This window comes from Streptomyces sp. NBC_01264, assembly GCF_026340675.1.
Classification (GTDB): Bacteria; Actinomycetota; Actinomycetes; order Streptomycetales; family Streptomycetaceae; genus Streptomyces.
In genome coordinates this window covers 5292401-5312865 of record NZ_JAPEOX010000001.1, presented here as the reverse complement: position 1 = coordinate 5312865, position 20465 = coordinate 5292401, and the positions used below count along the sequence as shown (strand labels likewise).

The 20465-nt window shown below is 73.1% G+C and carries 20 protein-coding genes and 1 pseudogene; 4 read left to right on the top strand and 17 right to left on the bottom strand.

The features are described from left to right. The first annotated feature begins 54 nt into the window (after nucleotides 1-54). Both OG435_RS24755 and OG435_RS24750 read left to right on the top strand, forming a co-directional pair. Nucleotides 55-576, top strand: a complete 522-nt coding sequence (locus OG435_RS24755; RefSeq protein WP_266882036.1) for a GbsR/MarR family transcriptional regulator — start codon at nucleotides 55-57, stop codon at nucleotides 574-576. Between the two features lie 114 nt (nucleotides 577-690). Then, the gene (locus OG435_RS24750) at nucleotides 691-1377 is read left to right on the top strand and encodes an alpha/beta hydrolase (RefSeq protein WP_266879833.1); all 687 of its coding nucleotides are present in this window, start codon (nucleotides 691-693) and stop codon (nucleotides 1375-1377) included. Here OG435_RS24750 and OG435_RS24745 read toward each other — a convergent pair. The 3 genes from OG435_RS24745 to OG435_RS24735 form a co-directional block, all read right to left on the bottom strand. Further along, entirely contained in the window at nucleotides 1352-2056 is a 705-nt protein-coding gene (locus tag OG435_RS24745; protein ID WP_266879831.1) for a hypothetical protein, read from the bottom strand. The genes OG435_RS24750 and OG435_RS24745 overlap by 26 nt on opposite strands. Next, nucleotides 2053-2196: a hypothetical protein gene (locus OG435_RS24740; RefSeq protein ID WP_266879829.1), complete on the bottom strand. Its 144-nt coding sequence runs from the start codon at nucleotides 2194-2196 to the stop codon at nucleotides 2053-2055. The genes OG435_RS24745 and OG435_RS24740 overlap by 4 nt, the downstream gene beginning before the upstream one ends. 71 nt (nucleotides 2197-2267) lie before the next feature. Then, nucleotides 2268-3233, bottom strand: a complete 966-nt coding sequence (locus OG435_RS24735; RefSeq protein ID WP_430625775.1) for a diacylglycerol kinase — start codon at nucleotides 3231-3233, stop codon at nucleotides 2268-2270. 184 nt (nucleotides 3234-3417) lie between these two features. Here OG435_RS24735 and OG435_RS24730 point away from each other — a divergent pair, with 184 nt between their 5' ends. Beyond that, a complete protein-coding gene (locus OG435_RS24730; RefSeq protein WP_266879824.1) occupies nucleotides 3418-4701 on the top strand; it encodes an adenylosuccinate synthase in 1284 nt (427 codons plus the stop codon). A gap of 101 nt (nucleotides 4702-4802) precedes the next feature. On the opposite strand, the gene OG435_RS24725 is transcribed toward OG435_RS24730, so the two are convergent. From OG435_RS24725 to OG435_RS24705, 5 genes and pseudogenes are all read right to left on the bottom strand, one after another. After that, nucleotides 4803-5285 (bottom strand): helix-turn-helix domain-containing protein, encoded by a 483-nt coding sequence (locus OG435_RS24725; RefSeq protein WP_266882034.1) that lies wholly within the window; start codon nucleotides 5283-5285, stop codon nucleotides 4803-4805. 160 nt (nucleotides 5286-5445) lie between these two features. Further along, on the bottom strand, nucleotides 5446-6078 hold the full coding sequence (locus OG435_RS50725; RefSeq protein WP_430625774.1) for a peptidoglycan-binding domain-containing protein: 633 nt from the start codon (nucleotides 6076-6078) through the stop codon (nucleotides 5446-5448). A gap of 15 nt (nucleotides 6079-6093) precedes the next feature. Further along, nucleotides 6094-6360 (bottom strand): annotated as a pseudogene (locus tag OG435_RS50720) (peptidoglycan-binding domain-containing protein); the annotation flags it as partial. Between the two features lie 145 nt (nucleotides 6361-6505). Further along, nucleotides 6506-7585: a peptidoglycan recognition protein family protein gene (locus OG435_RS24710; protein WP_266879822.1), complete on the bottom strand. Its 1080-nt coding sequence runs from the start codon at nucleotides 7583-7585 to the stop codon at nucleotides 6506-6508. Nucleotides 7586-7688: 103 nt separating this feature from the next. Continuing rightward, on the bottom strand, nucleotides 7689-8081 hold the full coding sequence (locus tag OG435_RS24705; protein WP_266879820.1) for a peptidoglycan-binding domain-containing protein: 393 nt from the start codon (nucleotides 8079-8081) through the stop codon (nucleotides 7689-7691). A gap of 233 nt (nucleotides 8082-8314) precedes the next feature. On the opposite strand from OG435_RS24705, the gene OG435_RS24700 reads away from it, so the two are divergent. Beyond that, complete coding sequence (locus OG435_RS24700; RefSeq protein ID WP_266879818.1) at nucleotides 8315-11173, top strand: AfsR/SARP family transcriptional regulator; 2859 nt, start codon at nucleotides 8315-8317, stop codon at nucleotides 11171-11173. Nucleotides 11174-11204: 31 nt separating this feature from the next. Here OG435_RS24700 and OG435_RS24695 read toward each other — a convergent pair whose 3' ends face one another. The 9 genes from OG435_RS24695 to OG435_RS24655 form a co-directional block, all read right to left on the bottom strand. Further along, nucleotides 11205-12101 carry an alpha/beta hydrolase gene (locus OG435_RS24695; protein WP_266879816.1) on the bottom strand — a complete coding sequence of 299 codons (897 nt, stop codon included), beginning with the start codon at nucleotides 12099-12101 and terminating at the stop codon, nucleotides 11205-11207. A gap of 170 nt (nucleotides 12102-12271) precedes the next feature. Beyond that, on the bottom strand, nucleotides 12272-13489 hold the full coding sequence (gene kynU / locus OG435_RS24690; protein WP_266879814.1) for a kynureninase: 1218 nt from the start codon (nucleotides 13487-13489) through the stop codon (nucleotides 12272-12274). Beyond that, a complete protein-coding gene (locus OG435_RS24685) occupies nucleotides 13482-14330 on the bottom strand; it encodes a tryptophan 2,3-dioxygenase family protein (RefSeq protein WP_266879812.1) in 849 nt (282 codons plus the stop codon). The genes kynU and OG435_RS24685 overlap by 8 nt, the downstream gene beginning before the upstream one ends. A gap of 185 nt (nucleotides 14331-14515) precedes the next feature. Then, a complete protein-coding gene (locus tag OG435_RS24680; RefSeq protein WP_266879810.1) occupies nucleotides 14516-14929 on the bottom strand; it encodes a DUF3151 domain-containing protein in 414 nt (137 codons plus the stop codon). Between the two features lie 122 nt (nucleotides 14930-15051). Beyond that, complete coding sequence (fbaA, locus tag OG435_RS24675; protein WP_243330679.1) at nucleotides 15052-16074, bottom strand: class II fructose-bisphosphate aldolase; 1023 nt, start codon at nucleotides 16072-16074, stop codon at nucleotides 15052-15054. 264 nt (nucleotides 16075-16338) lie between these two features. Continuing rightward, nucleotides 16339-16878: an orotate phosphoribosyltransferase gene (gene pyrE, locus OG435_RS24670; RefSeq protein WP_266879808.1), complete on the bottom strand. Its 540-nt coding sequence runs from the start codon at nucleotides 16876-16878 to the stop codon at nucleotides 16339-16341. A 21-nt stretch (nucleotides 16879-16899) separates the two neighbouring features. Continuing rightward, entirely contained in the window at nucleotides 16900-17688 is a 789-nt protein-coding gene (locus OG435_RS24665) for an aldose 1-epimerase (protein ID WP_266879806.1), read from the bottom strand. A 26-nt stretch (nucleotides 17689-17714) separates the two neighbouring features. Then, nucleotides 17715-18689: an SRPBCC family protein gene (locus OG435_RS24660; RefSeq protein WP_266879805.1), complete on the bottom strand. Its 975-nt coding sequence runs from the start codon at nucleotides 18687-18689 to the stop codon at nucleotides 17715-17717. A 54-nt stretch (nucleotides 18690-18743) separates the two neighbouring features. Beyond that, on the bottom strand, nucleotides 18744-20396 hold the full coding sequence (locus OG435_RS24655) for a polyamine aminopropyltransferase (protein WP_266879803.1): 1653 nt from the start codon (nucleotides 20394-20396) through the stop codon (nucleotides 18744-18746). Between the last annotated feature and the right edge of the window lie 69 nt (nucleotides 20397-20465).

Below are 20465 nucleotides of genomic sequence, written 5' to 3'. Positions count from 1 at the left end.
GGTCGGGAATCACGTAAAGTCGGGAGGGTGGCGGACGAAGTGAACGAAGACCTGATGGCCGATGCGGGGCCCCGGGACCGGCGGGACCGGGGGGACCGGCGCGACGAGGAAGCGGTCTCGCGCTTCGTCGAGCGGTTCGCCGCGCAGCTGACCGAGGCGGGGATGCAGCGGATGGCGGCGCGCGTCTTCGCCCGGCTGCTCGCCAGCGACGGCGGCGCGATGACCTCGGCCGAACTGAGCGAGGCGCTGCGGATCAGCCCCGCGGCGGTATCCGGAGCCGTCTCCTACCTCTCCCAGGTCAACATGGTCAGCCGGGAGCGCGAGCCGGGTTCGCGGCGCGACCGCTACGTGCTGCACAACGAGCTCTGGTACGAGACCTTCACCCGCCGGGACCAGATCCTGACCCTCTGGGAGAAGACCCTCCGCGACGGCGCGGCCGGCCTCGGTCCGGACACCCCCGCGGGTGCGCGGGTCGCAGAGACGGCGGCGTTCTTCGAGTTCATGCAGACGGAACTCCTGGCCCTGATGGACCGCTGGCGCGCCCACCGCGCGACCCTGAACCTGCCGCCGGGCTAGGGCATCCGATTCCGGTCAGGGACATCCACGCGGGCTGTATGGCAGCCGGTAGATCATCCGCTCAGCGTGGCCCGGGGGGCATCCGCCGACACCGCACGGAACGGAACCAGATCCATGTCCGACTCCCCCGCCATCGTCCTCGTCCACGGCTTCTGGGGCGGCGCCGCCCACTGGGCCAAGGTCATCGGCGAGCTCCACCGCCGCGGGTACACCGACCTGCACGCCGTCGAGAATCCGCTGACCTCCCTCGCCGACGACGCCGAGCGGACCCGCAAGATGGTGCGGCAGATCGACGGGCCGGTGCTCCTCGTCGGCCACTCGTACGGCGGAGCCGTCATCACCGAGGCGGGCGACCTGCCCAACGTCACCGGACTGGTCTACGTCGCCGCGTTCGCGCCCGACGCCGGCGAGAGCCCCGGCGGGATCAGCCAGGAGAAGCCGCCCGCCGCGTTCGAGAACATCGCGCCCGACTCCGACGGCTACCTGTGGGTCCGGCAGGACAAGTTCCACGAAAGCTTCGCCCAGGACCTCACCCCCGAGGAAGCGCTGGTCATGGCCGTCACCCAGAAGGCCCCCCTCGCCTCCACCTTCGGTGACGCGGTCACCGCGCCGGCCTGGCGCGCGAAGCCGTCCTGGTACCAGGTGTCCACCGCCGACCGCATGATCCACCCCGACAACGAGCGCCGCATGGCCGCCCGCATGAACCCCCGCAAGACCGTCGAGCTCGACGCGAGCCACGCCTCGCTCGCCTCCCTCCCCGGCCCGGTCTGCGACCTCATCGAGACGGCCGCCTCCGGCTGAGCGCGCCCCGCCGCCACAGCCTGCGCGCCCGGCCCAGTTCCCGGGCGCGCGGCGCCCACACCACCGCCCCGGGCCCCGGGTCCCCCGCCAGCCACACGTACCGCTCCGGCGGCGGATCCGCGGCCTGCGACTCCGCCGGTGACGGCGGCAGGGCCGACTGCAGGAGGGCCGGGTCGGTACGGGGCCACGCGCGCGGCGGCAGCACCCGCCGCCCCAACGGCCCCAGGGTCAGCACCCACGGCCCGCGCCGGCCGCGGCCCCCGGAGCCGCCGCTCAGGACCAGCAGCGGCGGCAGCCCGTACCCCCGCAGCACCCGGACGTCGTACGGGGTCCAGCGCAGCTCCGGGTCCCGCAGGGCCCGCCGCACGCGCCGGGCGACGTAGAGCTCCCGGAGGGCGACGAGCACGGGCAGGCACAGCAGCCCCAGCAGGACCGCCTGCAAGGGCGCCGGGCGGGTGACCAGCGCCCCGATCAGCGCGGGCCAGCACAGCACCGGCAGCAGCAGGATCAGCAGCGCGTCCTGCCGCCAGTCGCCGAGCGCGTCCCGCACGGCCGCCTCCCCGGGCGGCCCGCAGCCCGGCCCCCCGGCCTCCGAGACCGGTGCCGGTGCCGGGTCCACACCCGCGTCCGCCTCCACACCCGCGTCCACGTCCCGGACCTCATCCCCGTCCCGGCTCACCACACGAAGTTCCGGTGGATCCCCAGGACCGGTCCGCTGATCGCCGTCATCAGCCCGAGCACGCCGAGCGGGCCGAGCCACACCGGGGCCGGGCCGCGTCCGTCGACCTCGTAGAGCCGGCCCCGGCGAGCGTCACCCACCGGAACACCCCGATCCACCAGGGAACGTCCACGATCCGGCCCACCGAGCCTCCCCTGAGTCAGCCGCAGCGTCAGCGCTGCAGCGGCAGTGTCAGCCCCCAGGCGCCCGGGTGCAAGGTCCACGTACGGCGCCGGACCGGGCCGGTGATGCCGACGTCCGACCGGTAGCGGAAATCCTCCCCGGACACTGTCACCGCCGACGCCCGAACCCGCACCACCCGTCCGGCCCCGGCCCCGGCGCCGGAGCCGGATCCGAGGACGACGCCCTGGCCCTGCCCTTGCCCCTGCCCCACGCCCGGTGCCGCGGCCGCCCGCATCCGGACCAGCACGTCCGCGAGCCCGTCACCCTCCCGTGCCGACACCGCGACGTCCTCCACCAGCCCGTCCACGTCCGCCAGGACCACCCCGTCGGCCTCCACCCGCAGCCGGTGGCCGCCACCGGACCGGGTGGCGGACGCGGCTCCCGCCGCCGGGCGGCCGAAGGTACGGACCAGCGAGCGGTACGCGTTCCACACCGACGGCCCGGCCGGCCGCGGGACGCCCCCGGGCCCGGACCTGGCCCCGGACCGGGACCCGGATCCGGCCCCGACCGGCGGCGGTGGGATCCCGATCCCACCCAGCACCACCCCGTCGCTGTCGTCGACCAGCAGGTCCCGCATGCCGACGGCCCCGTCCAGGACCGCCCGCGCGGCCGCCACGGCCGACAGCGGCACGCCGAGCTGCAGGGCCAGTACGAGCGACCCCGCCGGCCCCACCGGAATCAGCGAAACGGCCCCCTCGGAGAGCGCCCGCTCCCGGTGCAGCAGACCGACGGCCCGTACGAGTGCGCGGTCGTCGCCGACGATCACCGGCTGCCGATGACCCCGGCGGGCCAGGGCCCGCGCAAACTCCTCCCGTGAGTCCGGGAGGCAAATTTTCGCCGCCGCTCCCGCTGACAACACATCTTTCGCGATTCGCACGGACTCGCCGTCAAGACGGCGGGCGACCGGGTCGACGAGCACGAGCAGGCCGCCTACCGGCGCGCCCGCATGGCTCATGGTGGGCTCTGGAGCCGACACCTCGGTCCTTCCTCGGGTAGCATCTTTGTGCAAGAGGCCCTTGCGCTATTGCGCCAGGGCCTTCGTCTATTCCGGGGTACCGGTCCGACGGCTCAGCCTGCGGTGTACATCGTCGTACGCCCCCTGACCTTGGACATGCCCCATCCGGAAGAGGTGTACGCCTGTGCCCGCTCTTGTGCTGCTCGGAGCTCAGTGGGGTGACGAGGGCAAGGGAAAGGCCACCGACCTGCTCGGTGGATCCGTTGACTATGTAGTGCGTTACCAGGGCGGCAACAACGCCGGCCACACGGTCGTTGTGGGCGACCAGAAGTACGCACTGCACCTTCTCCCTTCCGGCATCCTCTCCCCCGGATGCACCCCGGTCATCGGCAACGGTGTCGTCATCGACCCGGCCGTCCTGCTCTCCGAGCTGCGCGGCCTCAACGAGCGCGGCATCGACACCTCGAAGCTGCTGGTCAGCGGCAACGCGCACGTGATCACGCCGTACAACGTCACCCTCGACAAGGTCGGCGAGCGCTTCCTCGGCAAGCGCAAGATCGGTACGACCGGCCGCGGCATCGGACCGACCTACGCGGACAAGATCAACCGCGTCGGCATCCGGGTCCAGGACCTCTACGACGAGTCGATCCTCACCCAGAAGGTCGAAGCGGCGCTGGAGGGCAAGAACCAGCTCCTCACGAAGCTGTACAACCGCCGTGCGATCGAGTCGGCGCAGATCGTCGAAGAGCTGCTCGGCTACGCGGAGCAGATCAAGCAGTACGTCGCCGACACCACCCTGATCATCAACAAGGCGCTCGACCAGGACAAGGTCGTGCTCTTCGAGGGCGGCCAGGGCACCCTGCTCGACGTCGACCACGGCACGTACCCCTTCGTCACCTCCTCGAACCCGACCGCCGGTGGCGCCTGCACCGGTGCGGGCGTCGGCCCGACGAAGATCAGCCGCGTCATCGGCATCCTGAAGGCGTACACGACCCGCGTCGGCGCCGGCCCGTTCCCGACCGAGCTGTTCGACGCGGACGGCGAGGCCCTGCGCCGCATCGGTGGCGAGCGCGGTGTGACCACCGGCCGTGACCGCCGCTGCGGCTGGTTCGACGCCCCGATCGCGCGTTACGCGACCCGCGTCAACGGCCTGACGGACTTCTTCCTCACCAAGCTGGACGTGCTGACCGGCTGGGAAGAGATCCCGGTCTGCGTGGCGTACGAGATCGACGGCAAGCGCGTCGAGGAGCTCCCGTACTCGCAGACGGACTTCCACCACGCGAAGCCGATCTACGAAAACTTCCCCGGCTGGTCCGAGGACATCACCAAGGCCAAGACCTTCGCGGACCTCCCGAAGAACGCCCAGGCGTACGTCAAGGCCCTCGAGGAGATGTCGGGCGCCCCGATCTCCGCGATCGGCGTCGGCCCCGGCCGCACCGAGACGATCGAGATCAACTCGTTCCTCTAGGAACAGCTGGAACGGCTGGAACGGCTGGAACGGCTGAGCACGACGGAAGGGGCGGTGCGCACCGTACGGTGCGCACCGCCCCTTCCCCGTGGGCGAGCGGCTCAGGACCCGCCCGACCTGACCCGGACCCGGTGGACGCAGACCAGCAGCACGGCCGTCGCCACGCTGCCCACCACGGCTCCGGCTCCCGCGCCGCCCATCGCCACCAGGCCGCGCGGGCGGGGACCGTACGGGGCCGCGAACGGCGGCGCGACAAAAGCGCGTGCCTCCACCTGGGCACCTTCCCGCGGGGCCGCTTCCCGTAGGACTGCCTCCCGCAGGGCTGCTTCCTGCAGCGCGACCAGGAAGCCGGGATCCTTGCTCCCGGTCGCCTCGGCGAACTCCCGCACCGCCCCCCGCGAGGGCAGCTGCTTCCCGTTCAGAAAACGCTCCCAGGACGAACGGCTGTAGTGCGTCCGCTCCGCGAGGCGCCCGTAGCTCAGCTGGGACCTCGTCTTCAGCCCGCGCATTTCCGCGGCCAGCCGTTCCCTGGCCGGCGGTTCCGCGGCTCCCCCCGAAAACCGTGCCCCAGCCGGTCCCGCCATGTGCTTGGCCATCGCCCTCGTCCCCCCGTGTCGAGTGCACCGGCCTTCCCCGTCGGACCCGCCCCCGGTGCACGACCCACCTTGGGGCGCGCGGCCAACGGGCGGCCAACATGCGGCCAACCGGGCCCGTGGGGCCCGGTTGGCGGCGGAGTCGGGGCGGCTAGTTCATGAAGGTCACGTCCCAGTGGTTGCCCTCGTCCGCGTAGATGTTGCCGGAAGGCGCGGTGTACAGGGGCGCACCGTCGCCGGCCCGCTCACCGGTGCGCGGGAACGTGCCCGTGATGTAGTTCGTCAGGCAGGCCACGTGCTGGAAGTCGAGCTTGTAGCCGTTGGCGTGGCTGTAGGTGCCCGCCGAATGCCCCGTCTCGGTGCCCCCGGTGATGGTGACCGTGCAGCCGCCGACCGCCTGCTTCAGGGACACGGCCCCGTTGGCCGAGGAGGTGCGCAGCCCGTCGAACGAGGTGCAGGTCCTGCTGTTGCGGTCCGAGCAGCCACCGGAGGACGTCCAGCCGATGCCCGCCGCGCTGAACTTCGCGGCCGCCTGCGCGTGGGTCAGGGTTCCGCTGCCACCGCCGCTGCCCGAGCCGGACCCGGACAGCAGCGCCTCCCAGGTGGCCGGTCCGACGATCCCGTCGACCGGGTTCAGGCCCTTGGACTGCTGAAAGGCCTTCACCTTGGACTCGGTGCCGGAGCCGAAGGCCCCGTCGACCGCGAGTCCGGCGTTGTACTTGTTGAGCTGGACCTGCAGGGCCTTGACGGCCGCCCCGCTGTTGCCGTTGCGGACGGTGACGATCAGCTTGGGCCAGGTGGCGGGTCCGACGATGCCGTCGGCCGGGGACACGCCGTTGGCGTTCTGGAAGTTCCGCACGTTCCCCTCGGTGCCGGCGCCGAAGTCACCGTCGGCATCGGTGCTGTGGCCGCGGGCGGTCAGCAGGTACTGCACGGTGGACACGTCGGCTCCGCTGTTGCCGTTCCTGACGACGGGCCAGCCGGCGGCCTGCGCGGACGGTGCGACGAGCAGGGCGGCGAGAAGGGCGGCGAATACCGCAGTGACGACGGACGCGGCGCGTCTCATGGGCGATCTCCTGACGAGTGTCGTGACGAGTGTCGTGACCAGTGGCAACGCCAGAGGCGAGGCCAGAGGTGAGGCAGTGGTGAGGCCAGTGCTAGGGGTGGAGCGGCGGCCGGGTGGACCGGACGCAGGGAGGTGAACCGTCGGTTCATACGACCAGCCGGCTCCAGGTGCGGGCGTCCACGATTCCGTCGGCGGGCAGCGACCGGGTGCCCTGGAACCTGACCACGCCCGCTTCCGTCCCGGGCCCGAAGGCGCCGTCCACCGCCGTCGCGATGCCGTGCGCCGTGAGTTGGCCCTGCACGGCCTTCACCGCTTCGCCGGAATCGCCCCGCCGAGCGGGCGCGACGAGCTGGTTCCAGGTCTGCGGGCCCGCGATGCCGTCCGCGGTGGCCCGGCCGGCGGCCTGGAAGTCCCGCACGGCGGCGTCGGTGGCCGGTCCGAAGGCGCCGTCCGCCGTCAGTCCGGCGCCGCGTCCGATGAGCAACTGCTGCAGCGTACGCACGCGTTCGCCGTTGTCCCCGCTCCTGAGCACGGGCCATACGGGCGCTGCCGGGTCGCCGCCGATGCGCGCCGCCACGTCCCGGCGCAGCTGGGGCAGCAGCGCGTAGAGGCGGTCGCCGGGGCAGGCGGTGCTGTTGAAGTCGCGGTGTCCGTAGATCTGGTAGGCCGCCAGCCCGTACTGGCGGCAGATGTGCGCGCACAGGTCGACGAGCGCGGAGAACTGCGCGCTGCGGGGATCGACCGTGGAGTACGTCCCCTCGTTCTCGATCCCGACGGCCACCGTGTTCTGCCCGCTGCAGTGGGCCGATTCGACGTGGCGCGTTCCGGCCTGCAGGGCGGCGAGGCTGCCGTGGCGGCCCTCCACCACGTGGGCACCCCGGCTGATGGTGAAGTGCTGACCGGTGTCGATCCAGCGCTCGTCGTCCATCTGGTACGCCTGCATCGACCGGGCCAGGTCGAAGGCGTGGGACTGGGAGTAGTCCGTGACGTTGGGGGTCGCGGTGTGGTGCACGATGATCTTCTGGGGCGGGGTGGGGAGCGTCCTGACGGAACCGCTGGGCTGCCGGGCGCCCCAGGTGGCGCAATCGGCGATGACGGGGCCGGTGGCGGCGCGTGCCCGCCCCGGTGTCGCGAGCGGCAGCAGTGCCGCGGCTCCCACCGCGAGCGTTCCGGTGAGTACAGCCCTGCGGCGCGGATGCGGTCCGGGGCGATCGAACGCGGTCATGACGGAGTTCACTTTCGGACGAGGTGTGGGCGCGTGCCGGGCGGGGGCCGGACGGTGCGCGGCCCCGGGAGGGGGGCACCGTCCGGGGACGTTGCGGTGCCGCTCAGGTGGGCATGTTCGCCCAGCACGTGTTGGCCCAGTTGTGAGCGTTGTGCACGATGAGTTCGAACATCACCTTGCCGGTGTTCGGACCGACGATCCCGTCCACGTCGAGCCACATGACCTCGCCCGCCTCGCTCACCCCGCTGTTGTTCGTGCTCTGGAACGCACGCACGGCGGTTTCGGTACGCGCTCCCCAGATGCCGTCGACCTGGAGGCCGGCGTGCACGTTGGACGCGTTGAGGGCCAGCTGCACGCACTTGACTCCGGTCCCGCGGTCGCCGTACGCGATCTCCCCGACGCCGGACGCCGCCTGGGCCGGCCCGGCCAGCGCGGTCGCGGCCAGGGCCGCGGCGGTGACGGCAGCGGCCCGTACGGCCTTGGAAAACTTGAGCATGAGCACTCCTGTAGCGGTGCGCCGGCCCCGAGCGGACCAACTGGCTCGAATCTAGGAACGGTTGCCCGGGTCCCTCCACAACCCGCCGTCCCGGGAAGATCCACGGCCGTCCCGGTCCGCATCCCGGGACGCCTCCGGGACACTTCGGATCCGGCTGCCGGACAGCGCATACGATGGCCCCGCGGATCCGCCGCACGGGGGGTGCAGGCGGCCTGTCCCGGGGGTGGCTGACCATGCGATTCGGACTGCTCGGAACACTCTTGGTGGAGGACGCGGACGGGGCTGCGCGCCCGCTGTCGGCGCCCAAGACCCGCACGCTGCTGGCGGCCCTGCTGCTGCGCCCCAACACCGTGGTGTCCTGGGACGCCGTGAAGTCCGCGGTGTGGGGCGGGACGCCTCCGGCCACGGCCCACGCCTCCCTCCACAACCACGTGGCACGGCTGCGGCGCGCTCTGGAGGGGGCCGACGGGGCGCCGTCGCGCCTGCGGGTCTCGCCCGAAGGCTTCCTGCTGCACGTCGAAGAGGGCGAGTTGGACTCCGCCGTCTTCGAGGACCGGATGCGGCGGGCAAGGGACGCACGGCTGCGGGGCGACTGGCCGGAGGTCGGGACGCACACCCGCGCGGCGCTCGCCCTCTGGAGGGGCACGCCGTTGAACGACGTGAACCTCATGGACGGCGAACCGGACTCCCCCGCCGGCCGGCTGGAGGAGATGCGCCTGCAGATCCTGGAATGGCACTACGAGGGCGAGCTCCACCAGGGCCGCCACCACGGCATCGCCGCCGAACTCGGCGACCTGGTAGCGGCGCACCCGCTGCGGGAGACCTTCCACGGCCGGCTCATGCTCGCCCTGTACCGCGACGGGCGCCAGGCCGACGCACTGCGCGCGTACGACACCGTGCGCCGGACGATCCGCGAGGAGCTCGGCGTCGGTCCCGGTCCCGAGCTGGTGGCCCTGTACCAGCGCATCCTGGCCCTGGACCCGGAGCTCGCCGCGCCCCCGGCGGAACAGTCCGTGACGGCCGCCGTGGGGCGGCCGGAAACGGCGGCGTCACCGGTGCCGAACCAACTGCCCGCCGCGATATCGGACTTCATCGGCCGTGGACGGGAACTGGCCCGCATCGTCGACGAGCTCACCGCGGCAGGCGGACCGGACGGCGCCGTCGGCGCGACGGTGGTCGTCCACCGGGTGGCGGGCGGCGGCGGGATGGGCAAGACGACGCTCACCGTCCAGGCCGCCCACCGCGTCCGTACCCGGTTCCCCGACGGGCAGGTGTTCCTCGACCTCGGCGGTACCACCGCCGCCCCGATGCCGCCGGACATCGCCCTGGGACACCTCCTGCGCGATCTCGGCCTGCCCTCCCAGGACACACCGAGCGGGCTCCAGGCCCGCGTCGCCCTGTTCCGGAGCCTCATCGCGGACCGGCGCATGCTGCTCCTCCTGGACGACGCCGGAGACGCGGCGCAGGTCCGGCCGCTCCTCCCCGGAATCGGCGGCAGTGCCGTCCTGGTGACCAGCCGCCGCAGGCTGAACAGCCTGCCCGGCACCCGGGTGGACCTCGGCGCGCTCTCGGACGAGGAGGCGTACCAGCTCCTGGCCTCGATCGCGGGCACCGACCGGGTGGCGGCCTTCCCGTCCGCCACGGCCGAGGTGATCCGCGTCTGCGGCGGCATGCCCCTGGCGCTGCGTCTCGCCGGTGCCCGGCTCGCCGCCCGCCCGAGCTGGACCACGAAGGACCTCGCCCGGCGGCTGTCCGTGCACGGCCGGGCCCTGCACGAACTGCACGCCGACGACCTGCACGTACGGGCGGCCCTGCTGGTGAGCTACGACCAGCTGGCACAGGACTGCGCGTCCTGCTCGACGCACGACCTCCCGAACCACACCCGCGCCTTCCGGCTGCTCGGGCTGCTGCCGGGCGGGACGTTCGCCGTGGCCGCGGCTGCCGCGATGCTCGGCGACGACGAGGACGCCACCGAAGACCGGCTGGAGCACCTCGTCGACGCCCAGCTGCTGGACTCCCCCGAGCCCGGCCGGTACCAGTTCCACTGCCTGGTGCAGGAACTGGCGCGCGAGCTCTGCGTGGAGACCGATGCGCGGGAGGACCGCTCCGCAGCCGTCGAACGGCTCGTCATGTGGTACCTGCACCGCGCCGACGAGGCCACCGGCCTGCTGGCGCCGATCGCCCGCCGGATCCCGTTGGACCGCTCCGACCGGACGTCCTCCTTCACCTCCTACGAGGAGGCGCGCCTGTGGTGCGCGACGGAAGTGGCCAACGCCACGGCGGTCGTACGGCTGGCCCACGAGTCCGGGCTGCACGACCTGTCGTGGAAGCTGGCGGCGGCCATGTGGGCGTACTACAGGCTGGGTTCGAAGGACGAGTGGCTGACCACGCACCGCATAGGCCTCGACGCCGCCCGCAAGGCCGGGGACGAGTCGGCCGAAGCCTGGATGCTCAACGGCCTCGGCAACCAGGTCGCGCGCACGGCCGCCCCGCCCGAATCGGCCATCCCGCACTTCCGCGCGGCGGTGGACATCCACCGGCGGACGCCGGGCCGGGAGGTCCAGATCGCCTCGATCCTCAGCAACATCGGCGTCGTCTACACGGACACGGGCGACGACGCCAAGGCCCTCGAGCACTACGAAGAGGCCCTGGAGCACTACGGGAGGGCCGGGGCCCCGGAGCAGAGTGCCGCGACCTTGAACAACCTGGCCGACGCCCTGGGAAAGCTCGGCCGTCACACCGAAGCCCTCGACGCCCTCAGCCGGGCCGAGGTGATCCAGCGGGCGACCGAGGACCACTTCAGCCTCGCCGTGGGCCTCTCCACCCGGGCCGAAGTGCTGCACTCGGCCGCGCGCCCGGCCGAGGCCCTCGACGCCTTCCGCCGGGCCCTGTCGATCCAGGAGCAGATCGGCGACGAGTACGGCCAGGCCTGCGCCCTCGGACACCTCGGTGTCTCCCATGCCGAACAGGGGCAGCTGGAGGAGGCCGCCGCCTGCTGGGAGCGGGCACTGCGGATCTACGCGAAGGGCGGCGAATCCGGCAAGGCCACCGAGCTGAGAGCGCGCCTGGAGGCCCTGCGCGAACCGGCCTGATCCCCGTCGGGAGCGGCCGCCGGGGCGGGGGCTACCAGGCCAGCTGGGAGATCTCCTCCGAGACCACCGCGCACGCGTCCGCCGCCGGGTCGATGAGGGGGAAGTGGCCCACCCCGTCCAGCAGGGTGAGGCCCACCATCTCCCCCGCCAGCGCGGCCGCCGCGACGTACGCCTCCGACACCGCCTCCGACACCACGATGTCGCTCCGCCCCTGGACCACCGCCGTCGCGATGCCGGTCGGGAGCAGCGCCGCCGGATCGGCGTACGGGCGCCGCGCGGCGAAGGCTGCCGCCCCGCCCAGGAGTTGCGCCGAGGCTCCCCCGCACACCCCGAGCTCCTGCGCCACCGTGAAGTCCGCGATCGGGGCCAGCGCCACCACCCCCCGCAGCAGTGGCGGCGAGGGCAGCCTCCAGCCGGCCGGGGCGTCCTTCGGCAGCACGTGCCGGGCCGCGGCCCACAGCGCGAGGTGGCCTCCGGCCGAGTGGCCGGTCAGCACCATGCGGCGGGGGTCGGCCTCCGGCAGGGCGTCGGCGGCCAGCTCCGGGAGGGCGTCCAGGGCGGCGGCCACGTCGTCGAAGGTCTCGGGCCACCGGCCGGCCACCGGGCCCTCGGCGTCCTGGTGGGGCACCAGACTCCCGCGCCGGTACTCGACGTTGGCGACGGCGAAGCCCTGCCGGGCCAGGAAATCCGCGAAGGGGGTGACGTGCTGCCGGTCGTACGGGGCGCGCCACGCCCCTCCGTGCAGGACGACGACCAGCGGCGCGGAGCGCGCGACGCCCGGCTGCGCCCGTTCCCCGCGCGGTGCGTGGAAGTCGACGATCTGGTCGGGGTGTTCACCGTAGGCGGCCGTGGCATCGGGGGCCACGGGCGGATGGGAGAAGGCCGAGGCGGCCTCCGCGGCGTCCCGTTCGACTGCGGGGTCCGTCATCGGCTCAACCTCCGGTAACGCGTGGGACAAGGGGGACTGATGTTCCGGTGTTCCGGCAGAGCGGGACCGTATCAGGCCGGAACGGTCGCTTCCGTGGCGGGCCGGGGAGATACCGGCGCGGGCGGGGCCGTAGCCCCGCCCGCGCGGTGATGTGACGTTTCGCTACCGGTTCACCCGAAAATGTGACCCAGTGTGCGCGCCGCACGCTCCGCGTCCGCGAAGCCGACGTACAGCGGGGTGAATCCGAAGCGCAGGACGTCGGGGGCGCGGAAGTCCCCGATCACACCGCGGGAGATCAGCTCGCGCATGACCCCCTCGGCGTTCTCCGTGCGCAGCGACACCTGGCTGGCGCGCTGCGCGTGCCCGGTCGGGGTGACCGGCTCGACCTTGCCCGCGGGGACGTACGCCGCCACGCAGTCGAGGAAGAAGTCGGTCAGCGCGAGGGACTTCGCGCGGACCTCCTCGACCGCGACCCCGTCCCAGGCGTCCAGGGCGGCCTCCAGCGCGAGCATGGACAGGATGTCCGGGGTCCCGACGCGGGCCCGTGCCACGCCCTGCGCGGCCTCGTAGGAGGGGGTCATCGCGAACGGGTCCGCGTGGCCGTTCCAGCCCGGCAGCGGGGAATCGAAGGCGGCCTGGTGGCGGGCGGCGACGTACAGGTACGCGGGGGCGCCGGGGCCGCCGTTGAGGTACTTGTACGTGCAGCCGACCGCGAGGTCCACCCCGTGCGCGTCGAGGCCCACGGGCAGCGCCCCGGCCGTGTGGCACAGGTCCCAGACGACGAGCGCCCCGGCGGCGTGCGCGGCCGCGGTGAGGGCGGGGAGGTCGTGCAGGCGGCCGGTGCGGTAGTCGGCGTGGTTGAGCAGGACCACGGCCGTGTCGGGGCCCATCGCCTCCGCGGCGGCGGCCGGGTCGACCGGGACGACGCGCAGGCCCGTCATCCGGGCCGCCGATTCGGCGATGTAGCCGTCGGTGGGGAAGGTCGCGGCGTCCACGAGCAGTTCGGTCCGGCCGGGTACGGCCAGCCGGGCGGCGCCGACCAGGGCCTTGAAGAGGTTGACGCTGGTGGAGTCGCCGACGACGACCTGTCCGGCGGCGGCGCCGACCAGCGGGGCTATCCGGTCGCCGATCCGCTCGGGGGCGTTCCACCAGTTGGCCTCGCCCTCGGTCCAGGAGCGGATCAGGCGGGTGCCCCACTGCTCCGTGACGACCTCGGCGAGGCGGGCGGCCACCCCTGCGGGGAGCGCGCCGAGGCTGTTGCCGTCGAGGTAGACCACGCCCTCGGGGAGGGTGAAGCGGTCGCGCAGCTTGCCGAGGGGATCGGCCGCGTCCAGGGCTTCGGCACGGGCCGCCAGGTCGGGGCCCCGGTCCGGGTGCGACTCAGACATGGCTGCGCGCCGTCCACAGTTCCGGGAAGACGTTCTTCTGCGCCCGCTTCTCCAGCCAGGTCACGCCGGCCGAACCGCCCGTGCCCGTCTTCGCGCCCATCGCGCGCCGGGTGGCGACCAGGTGGTCGTTGCGCCAGCGCCAGACCAGCTCGGCCACGTCGGTGAGGACCTCACCGAGGCGGTGCAGGTCCAGGTGGGCGTCCGGGTCCGCGTACAGGGCCGTCCAGACGGCCTCGACCTCCGGCGAGGGCTCGTAGCGCTGCGAGAGGTCGCGGTCGAGGACCGACTCCGGGACCGGGAGGCCGCGGCGGGCGAGGAGGCTCAGCACCTCGTCGTAGAGGCTGGGCTCCTGGAGGGCCTTCTCCAGCTCCGCGTGGACGCGCGGGGCGCCGCGGTGCGGGACCAGCATGGAGGCGGCCTTGTCGCCGAGCAGGAACTCCATCCGGCGGTACATCGCCGACTGGAAGCCGGAGCCCTCGCCGAGGGCGGCGCGGTACGCGTTGAACTGGCCCGGGGTCAGCTGGGCCAGGGGGCGCCAGGAGGCGTTGAGGGCCTCCAGCTCGCGGAGGGATCGTTTCAGCGCATCCATCGCGACGGGGAGGCGGTTCTCGCGGAGCGCCTGCGCGGCGGTCTCCCACTCGTGGACGATGACCGTGAACCACAGCTCCATGACCTGGGTGGTGACCAGGAAGACCATCTCGCCCGGGTCGTCCGAACGCAGGTGCTGGAGGTGGGTGAGGACGTCCGCCTGGACGTAGTCCTCGTAGGGGGTCGTGCCGGCGAAGTCGAGGTTCGGGGTGTCCGAACCGCCGTCTCCGGAGGCATCAAGGGCGTGCGACATCGCTGTCTCCTCGATACGTGCTTCCGGGTAGCGGTCCGCTCCTTCCGGTGAGGTGAGTGGAGCTCCGGTCCCCTGTCCGCATCATAAGACCGTCGTGCCGCAGGGCTTCAATAGTCAGTGGCGCACGTCACTTCCCGCGACCGGGCGGACCCGCGAGGAGCCCACCCGGTCCGGGAGCGTTCGCGTCAGGCGCCGAGGACGTCCGCGGCCGTCTCGGAGGAGTCGCGCAGGAAGGTCGAGCAGCGCTCGTACTCCTCCTTCTCGTCGATCGCGCCGGCCGCGCGGGCCAGGGCGTTCAGGGCGCGCAGGAAGCCGCGGTTCGGCTCGTGCTCCCACGGCACCGGGCCGTGGCCCTTCCAGCCGGCACGGCGCAGGGCGTCCAGGCCGCGGTGGTAGCCCGTACGGGCGTAGGCGTACGACTCGACCGTGCGGCCGGCCTCGAAGGCCTCGTCGGCGAGGAGGGCCCAGGCCAGGGAGGAGGTCGGGTGCGCGGCGGCCACCTCGACGGCGGGGGTGCCCGCGGCGAGGGCCGCGATGCCCGGCTCGTCGGGGAGGTGGGTGGGGGCGGGGCCCCCGAGGAGGTTCTGGTGAAGAGACATGCCCACAGTCTGGGGGATGGGGGATGCGGACACGCGGGAAGGGCCCGGCTCCGCCGTCCGTGGACGGTGGAGCCGGGCCCTTCCGGGAAGCCGCTGCTACGGAGCTGCCGCGCGAGCCGCTGCTACTTGAGCTTGGTGCCCGTGGAACGCAGGTTCGCGCAGGCCTCGGTGACGCGCGCGGCCATGCCGGCCTCGGCGGCCTTGCCCCACGTGCGGGGGTCGTACTTCGACTTGGTGCCGACCTCGCCGTCAACCTTCAGGACCGCGTCGTAGTTGCGGAACATGTGGTCCACGACCGGACGGGTGAAGGCGTACTGGGTGTCGGTGTCGAGGTTCATCTTCACGACGCCGTTCTCCAGCGCGGTGGCGATCTCCTCGGCCGTGGAGCCCGAGCCGCCGTGGAAGACGAAGTCGAACGGGGAGGACTTGCCGTACTTCTCGCCGACGCCGGCCTGGAGGTCCTTGAGGAGCTCGGGGCGCAGGACGACGTTGCCCGGCTTGTAGACGCCGTGCACGTTGCCGAAGGAGGCGGCCAGCAGGTAGCGGCCCTTCTCGCCCAGGCCCAGGGCCTCGGCGGTGCGCAGCGCGTCGTCGACGGTGGTGTACAGCTCGTCGTTGATCTCGTGGCTGACGCCGTCCTCCTCGCCACCGGTCGGGGTGATCTCGACCTCGAGGATGATCTTCGCGGCGGCGGCCTTGGCGAGCAGCTCCTGGCCGATGGCCAGGTTGTCGGCCAGGGTCTCGGCGGAGCCGTCCCACATGTGCGACTGGAAGAGGGGGTTGAGACCGCGGGCGACGCGCTCGGCGGAGATCTCGAGCAGCGGGCGGACGTAGCCGTCCAGCTTGTCCTTGGGGCAGTGGTCCGTGTGCAGCGCGACGGTGATGTCGTACTTGGCGGCCACGATGTGCGCGAACTCGGCCAGGGCGGCGGCGCCGGTGACCATGTCCTTGTTGTACTGGCCACCCAGGAACTCCGCACCACCGGTGGAGATCTGGATGATGCCGTCGCTCTCGGCCTCCGCGAAGCCGCGCAGTGCAGCGTGCAGGGTCTGGGTCGAGGTCACGTTGATCGCCGGGTAGGCAAACTTGCCTGCCTTCGCCCGGTCGAGCATCTCGTTGTAGACCTCGGGGGTTGCGATGGGCATCTGTCCGCTCCTTGGATGTGCGGGGAGTGTGCTTATTGCGGGCCCTGACCTGGGGGCGACGTTGCCGTCGTCCCCATCTTTCCAGACTCGGGCCCCCACTCCACCTCCGCGACGGCGCCGCGCGGGCCGATCCGGGGGGAGTGTTTCACGTGAAACACTCCCCCCGTCCGGAAAGGCGCAGGTCAGGACCTACTTACGGACTTCCGGGGACCTAAGTCACCAGTTGTGCGGAAGCACGGCCCGACGTCCGCGCAGGTGGGGGGATTAGGACAAACCGAGGTCCTCCAGCTGGTAGCCAGTGAGGTAAGGGAGTCCCGCGGCCGCGATGGCGTCGGCCGCGCCCCGGTCGACGATCGTCGCGACGGCGACGACCTCGCCGCCGGCCTCGCGGACCGCCTCGACGGCGGTCAGCGGGGAACCGCCGGTGGTCGAGGTGTCCTCGACGACCAGGCAGCGCTTGCCCTTCACGTCGGTGCCCTCGATGCGGCGCTGCATGCCGTGCGCCTTCTGCGCCTTGCGGACGACGAAGGCGTCCAGTCGCGCGCCGCGCGCCGCGGAGGCGTGCAGCATCGAGGTGGCGACCGGGTCGGCGCCCAGCGTCAGGCCGCCGACGCAGTCGAACTCCAGGTCGGCCGTGAGGTCGAGCATGACCTGGCCGACCAGCGGAGCGGCTTCGCCGTCCAGCGTGATCCGGCGGAGGTCGATGTAGTAGTCGGCCTCGCGGCCGGAGGAGAGGATCACCTTGCCGTGCACGACGGCCTTGTCCTTGATCTGCTGCAGAAGCGCATCGCGTACGTCACTCATGGCCCCGAGCTTAATTGGGCACTACCCGAGCCGCCGCCATGTCCACGTCGTGGAGATCTCCAGCGGGTCCACGGGAGTGACCAGCTGAGGGAGGCTGTTCAGGCCGTTCGGCGGACCCGACTGCGGCTCCACGCAGACCGCCTCGGGCTCCTCGTCGTAGACGACCACCCATTCGGAGCGGCTGGTGACCTTCAGCTCCAGGGCCTCGGGCCACGTGAGGGTGACGTCGACCCCGTACGGCATGCCGAAGCAGTCGTCCCAGGGGCCGGGCCGGGGGTCGATGCGCTTGCCGGTGGGCAGGTGATCGGCTCCGCGCTCCTCCTGCCAGGCGGCCTCGAAGTCGATGCGCACGTCGGCCCCGCCGGCGGCGAGGTTGCGGCGGAACCAGGGGTGCCAGCCGGCCTGCGCCGGGAAGGAGTCCCCGTAGGTCTCGATGCCCATCGTCAGGGTCAGCGCGTTCTCCCCGAGCTCGAAGATCTGGGTGACCAGGCCCTCGTACGGCCACGGGTCGGCGAGCGGGTACGTGAAGACGGCCTCGGTGCCGGTGGTCCGGGCGGGGCGCCAGGCGGCGTCGCGGCCGAAGCCGTGGATGGCGTGCGGCGGGTGGTTGAGCGGCAGCTGGTGCAGGGTCGCGCCGTCCTGGAACTGCCCGTCCCTGGTCCGGCCGCACCACGGGACCATGGGGAAGGACCCGTAGTGGTCCCCCTGCCGCAGCAGCTCCGTCCCGTCGATGCGCAGACTGCTGATCCGGCAGCCGTTCTCCTGGTCGATGGTCACCTCGGCGCCGCCGGCGCGCAGTTGCGTACTCATGCCATGACCTTAGTCAGTTCCCCGGGTCAGCCGCGGCGGCGCAGGGCCCGTCCCAGGAGGACCGCCGAGGCCACGGCCACGGCGGCGGCCGGGGCGATCCAGCGCAGGTTGGAGTTCGAGGAGGCGGAGGCGGGGGCCGGGACCGGGGCGTAGCGGCCGCGCGGGGGCGCGTGGTCGACCTCCTCCGCGCTGCGGCCGATCATCGTGCGGCGGGCGTGCGCGGCCTCGGCCGGCGGCCGCGGGGGGCCGCCCAGGTCCCCGAGTTCGGCCATACCTTCGAAGGTGCCCTCCAGGAACGGGTCCAGGGACGGGGGCGGGACCTCCGTGTCGAACACGGACGCGGTGACCTCGGGGAACCCCGCGCCGGGGTCCACGTCCTGGCCCAGGCCCGGGTCGGCGTCCACGTCCGAGTCGGCGTCCGAGCCCGTGCCCGAGTCGGCGTCGGCGTCGGCGTCGGCGTCGGCGTCGGCGTCGGCGTCGGCGTCGGCGTCGGCGTAGCCGTCCGGGTCCACCTCCGGGCCGGTATCCGCATCGGCGCCCGTGGCCCCGTCCCCAGGCTCCGCCGCGCCGTCGACCGCGACGGCCGCGAGGTGCCCGGCGGCCCGGTCCAGGAGGCGGTGCGCGGCCGTGGCGGCCGCGTCGGGGTCGAAGGCGGCGGCGCGGCCGTCGGCGGCGGACTCGGCGGTGAACTCCAGCCGGGTGCCGCCGTCCGCCTCGGCCAGGCGCAGCGCGAGGGTGAGCTTCACGGTCCCGCTCCCCCGCACTTCGGTGCCCTCGCCCGCGAGGGTGAAGCGGTCCGGGTCCCGCTCGGTGACGGAGAGGGCGCCGCGGTAGGTGACGGTGTGCCCGCCGACCCGCACCCTCAGCCGGCCGGACAGCGGCCCGGCCTCGGTATCGGCGTCCTGCTGGAGCCCCGGCACGCACCGCGCCAGCCGGGCCGGGTCGCGCAGCACGGCGCGGACGTCTGCGGAGGGGACCGGTACGAACACCTGATGCTCCATGCGGACGAGCCTACCGACGCGGCAGCCCGGCCACGAGTACCCCGGCCACGAGCACTACGAGTACCTCGGATGCGGCAGCGTCGACGGCGGGAGGCCCCCCACCCGGGTGCGCTCCGCGTCCCGGGCCGCGTCGGCCAGGGACTGCGTGGACAGGGAGCGCAGGGCGGGCGTCTCCCGGTCCACCCGCAGCCGGGGCACGCCGTCGCGGGCGGCCAGGACGAAGCCCCAGTCCTGCGGGAGCTTCGCGGCGGAGGCGGAGGCCGCGCCGAGCGCCCGGTCGGGGCCGGCGGCGAAGCCCGAGAGGCGGCCGCCCGCGCTGTAGGGGGCGGTGCGCAGGCCGGCCGCGCGCAGGGTGGCCTCGACGGTCCAGTAGGTACGGGGCCTGGTGCCGGGCGGTCCCGCGTGGACGGCGAGCCGCCCGCCGGGGCGCAGGGCCCGCGCGGCCAGCCCGTAGAACTCCTGCGAGTACAGCTTCGTGCTGGGCGTGATCCCGGGGTCGGGCAGGTCGGAGACGATGACGTCGAAGCGGGCCCGGGCGGCGGGTGCGCGCAGCCAGCGGAAGGCGTCCTCGGTGACGACGCCGAGCCGCGGGTCCTCGTACGCCCGCTCGTTCAGCGCGGAGAGCATCGGGTCGGTCCGGGCGAGCCGCACGACTCCCGGGTCGAGCTCGACGACGGTGACGGAGGCGACGTCGCGGTAGCGCAGCACCTCGCGGGCGGCGAGGCCGTCTCCGCCGCCGAGGACCAGGACCCGGGTGTGCGGGCCGGTCATGGCGGGGTGCACGAGGGCCTCGTGGTAGCGGTACTCGTCGTAGCCGCTGACCCGCAGGCGGCCGTCGAGGAAGAGGTCGAGGGAGCGCGGTGAGCCGTTCGGGGGACCGGTGAGGACGAGTTCCTGCACTCCGGTCTGGACGGCGACGCGCACCTCGCCGCCGTAGACGGCGCGGCGGGCGACGCGTTCGAAGTCGTCGGCGAGGACGGTGGCGCAGCCCAGGACGGCGAGGACGGTGATGTTGACGGCGACGAGCAGCCAGCGGGCGCGGCGGCTCAGGTCCCGGCGGAACAGCCACAGGACGAGGCCGCCGCCGGCGACGACGTTGACGGTGCCGGTGAGCAGGGCGCCGGTGAGCTGCCCGAGGACGGGCAGCAGCAGGAAGGGGAAGGCGAGGCCGCCGACGAGGGCGCCGACGTAGTCGGCGGCGAACAGGTCGGCGACGGCGCCGCCCGCGTCCTGTCTGCGGATGCGCTGGATGAGGACCATCAGGAGCGGGATCTCGGCGCCGATGAGGACGCCGATGGCGAAGGAGAAGGCGACCAGCGCGGGCCGGGACTCCCCCAGCCAGGCGAAGCTGGCGTAGAGCGCCATGGCCGAGAGCCCGCCGAGCAGGGCGAGGCCCGCTTCCACGAGGGCGAAGCCGAAGGCGGGGCGGGCGCGCAGGGCTTTGGCCAGCAGGGAGCCGACGCCCATGGCGAAGACCATGACGGACAGCACGACCGACGCCTGGGTGACGGAGTCGCCGATCAGGTACGAGCCGAGGGCGAGCAGCTCCAGTTCGTATACGAGCCCGCAGGCGGCGCAGACGAACACGGTGGCCAGGACGAGGAGTCGGCCGGTCCTGGGCCGTACGGGCAGGGCGGCCGGGACGCGGGCCACACCGCGCGGCTCCGGAGCCGAAAGCACCCCGCGCGGGGCGGAACGGTCGATCATGAAGCGAACCGTACGTCACCGCCTGCTCGCATCCGGTCACCCACATGGGTGTAAGTGGCGCACTGGTTC

Excerpts from the sequence above, each read along its gene's own strand:
- OG435_RS24695 (WP_266879816.1), bottom strand. The coding sequence starts at position 12,101 with ATGACGGACCCCGCAGTCGAACGGGACGCCGCGGAGGCCGCCTCGGCC.
- OG435_RS24705 (WP_266879820.1), bottom strand. The coding sequence starts at position 8,081 with ATGCTCAAGTTTTCCAAGGCCGTACGGGCCGCTGCCGTCACCGCCGCG.
- OG435_RS24735 (WP_430625775.1), bottom strand. The coding sequence starts at position 3,233 with ATGAGCCATGCGGGCGCGCCGGTAGGCGGCCTGCTCGTGCTCGTCGAC.
- OG435_RS24755 (WP_266882036.1), top strand. The coding sequence starts at position 55 with ATGGCCGATGCGGGGCCCCGGGACCGGCGGGACCGGGGGGACCGGCGC.
- kynU (WP_266879814.1), bottom strand. The coding sequence starts at position 13,489 with ATGTCTGAGTCGCACCCGGACCGGGGCCCCGACCTGGCGGCCCGTGCC.
- fbaA (WP_243330679.1), bottom strand. The coding sequence starts at position 16,074 with ATGCCCATCGCAACCCCCGAGGTCTACAACGAGATGCTCGACCGGGCG.
- OG435_RS24725 (WP_266882034.1), bottom strand. The coding sequence starts at position 5,285 with ATGGCGGGACCGGCTGGGGCACGGTTTTCGGGGGGAGCCGCGGAACCG.
- OG435_RS24655 (WP_266879803.1), bottom strand. The coding sequence starts at position 20,396 with ATGATCGACCGTTCCGCCCCGCGCGGGGTGCTTTCGGCTCCGGAGCCG.
- pyrE (WP_266879808.1), bottom strand. The coding sequence starts at position 16,878 with ATGAGTGACGTACGCGATGCGCTTCTGCAGCAGATCAAGGACAAGGCC.
- OG435_RS24680 (WP_266879810.1), bottom strand. The coding sequence starts at position 14,929 with ATGTCTCTTCACCAGAACCTCCTCGGGGGCCCCGCCCCCACCCACCTC.
- OG435_RS24700 (WP_266879818.1), top strand. The coding sequence starts at position 8,315 with ATGCGATTCGGACTGCTCGGAACACTCTTGGTGGAGGACGCGGACGGG.
- OG435_RS24750 (WP_266879833.1), top strand. The coding sequence starts at position 691 with ATGTCCGACTCCCCCGCCATCGTCCTCGTCCACGGCTTCTGGGGCGGC.
- OG435_RS24685 (WP_266879812.1), bottom strand. The coding sequence starts at position 14,330 with ATGTCGCACGCCCTTGATGCCTCCGGAGACGGCGGTTCGGACACCCCG.
- OG435_RS24660 (WP_266879805.1), bottom strand. The coding sequence starts at position 18,689 with ATGGAGCATCAGGTGTTCGTACCGGTCCCCTCCGCAGACGTCCGCGCC.
- OG435_RS24710 (WP_266879822.1), bottom strand. The coding sequence starts at position 7,585 with ATGACCGCGTTCGATCGCCCCGGACCGCATCCGCGCCGCAGGGCTGTA.
- OG435_RS24665 (WP_266879806.1), bottom strand. The coding sequence starts at position 17,688 with ATGAGTACGCAACTGCGCGCCGGCGGCGCCGAGGTGACCATCGACCAG.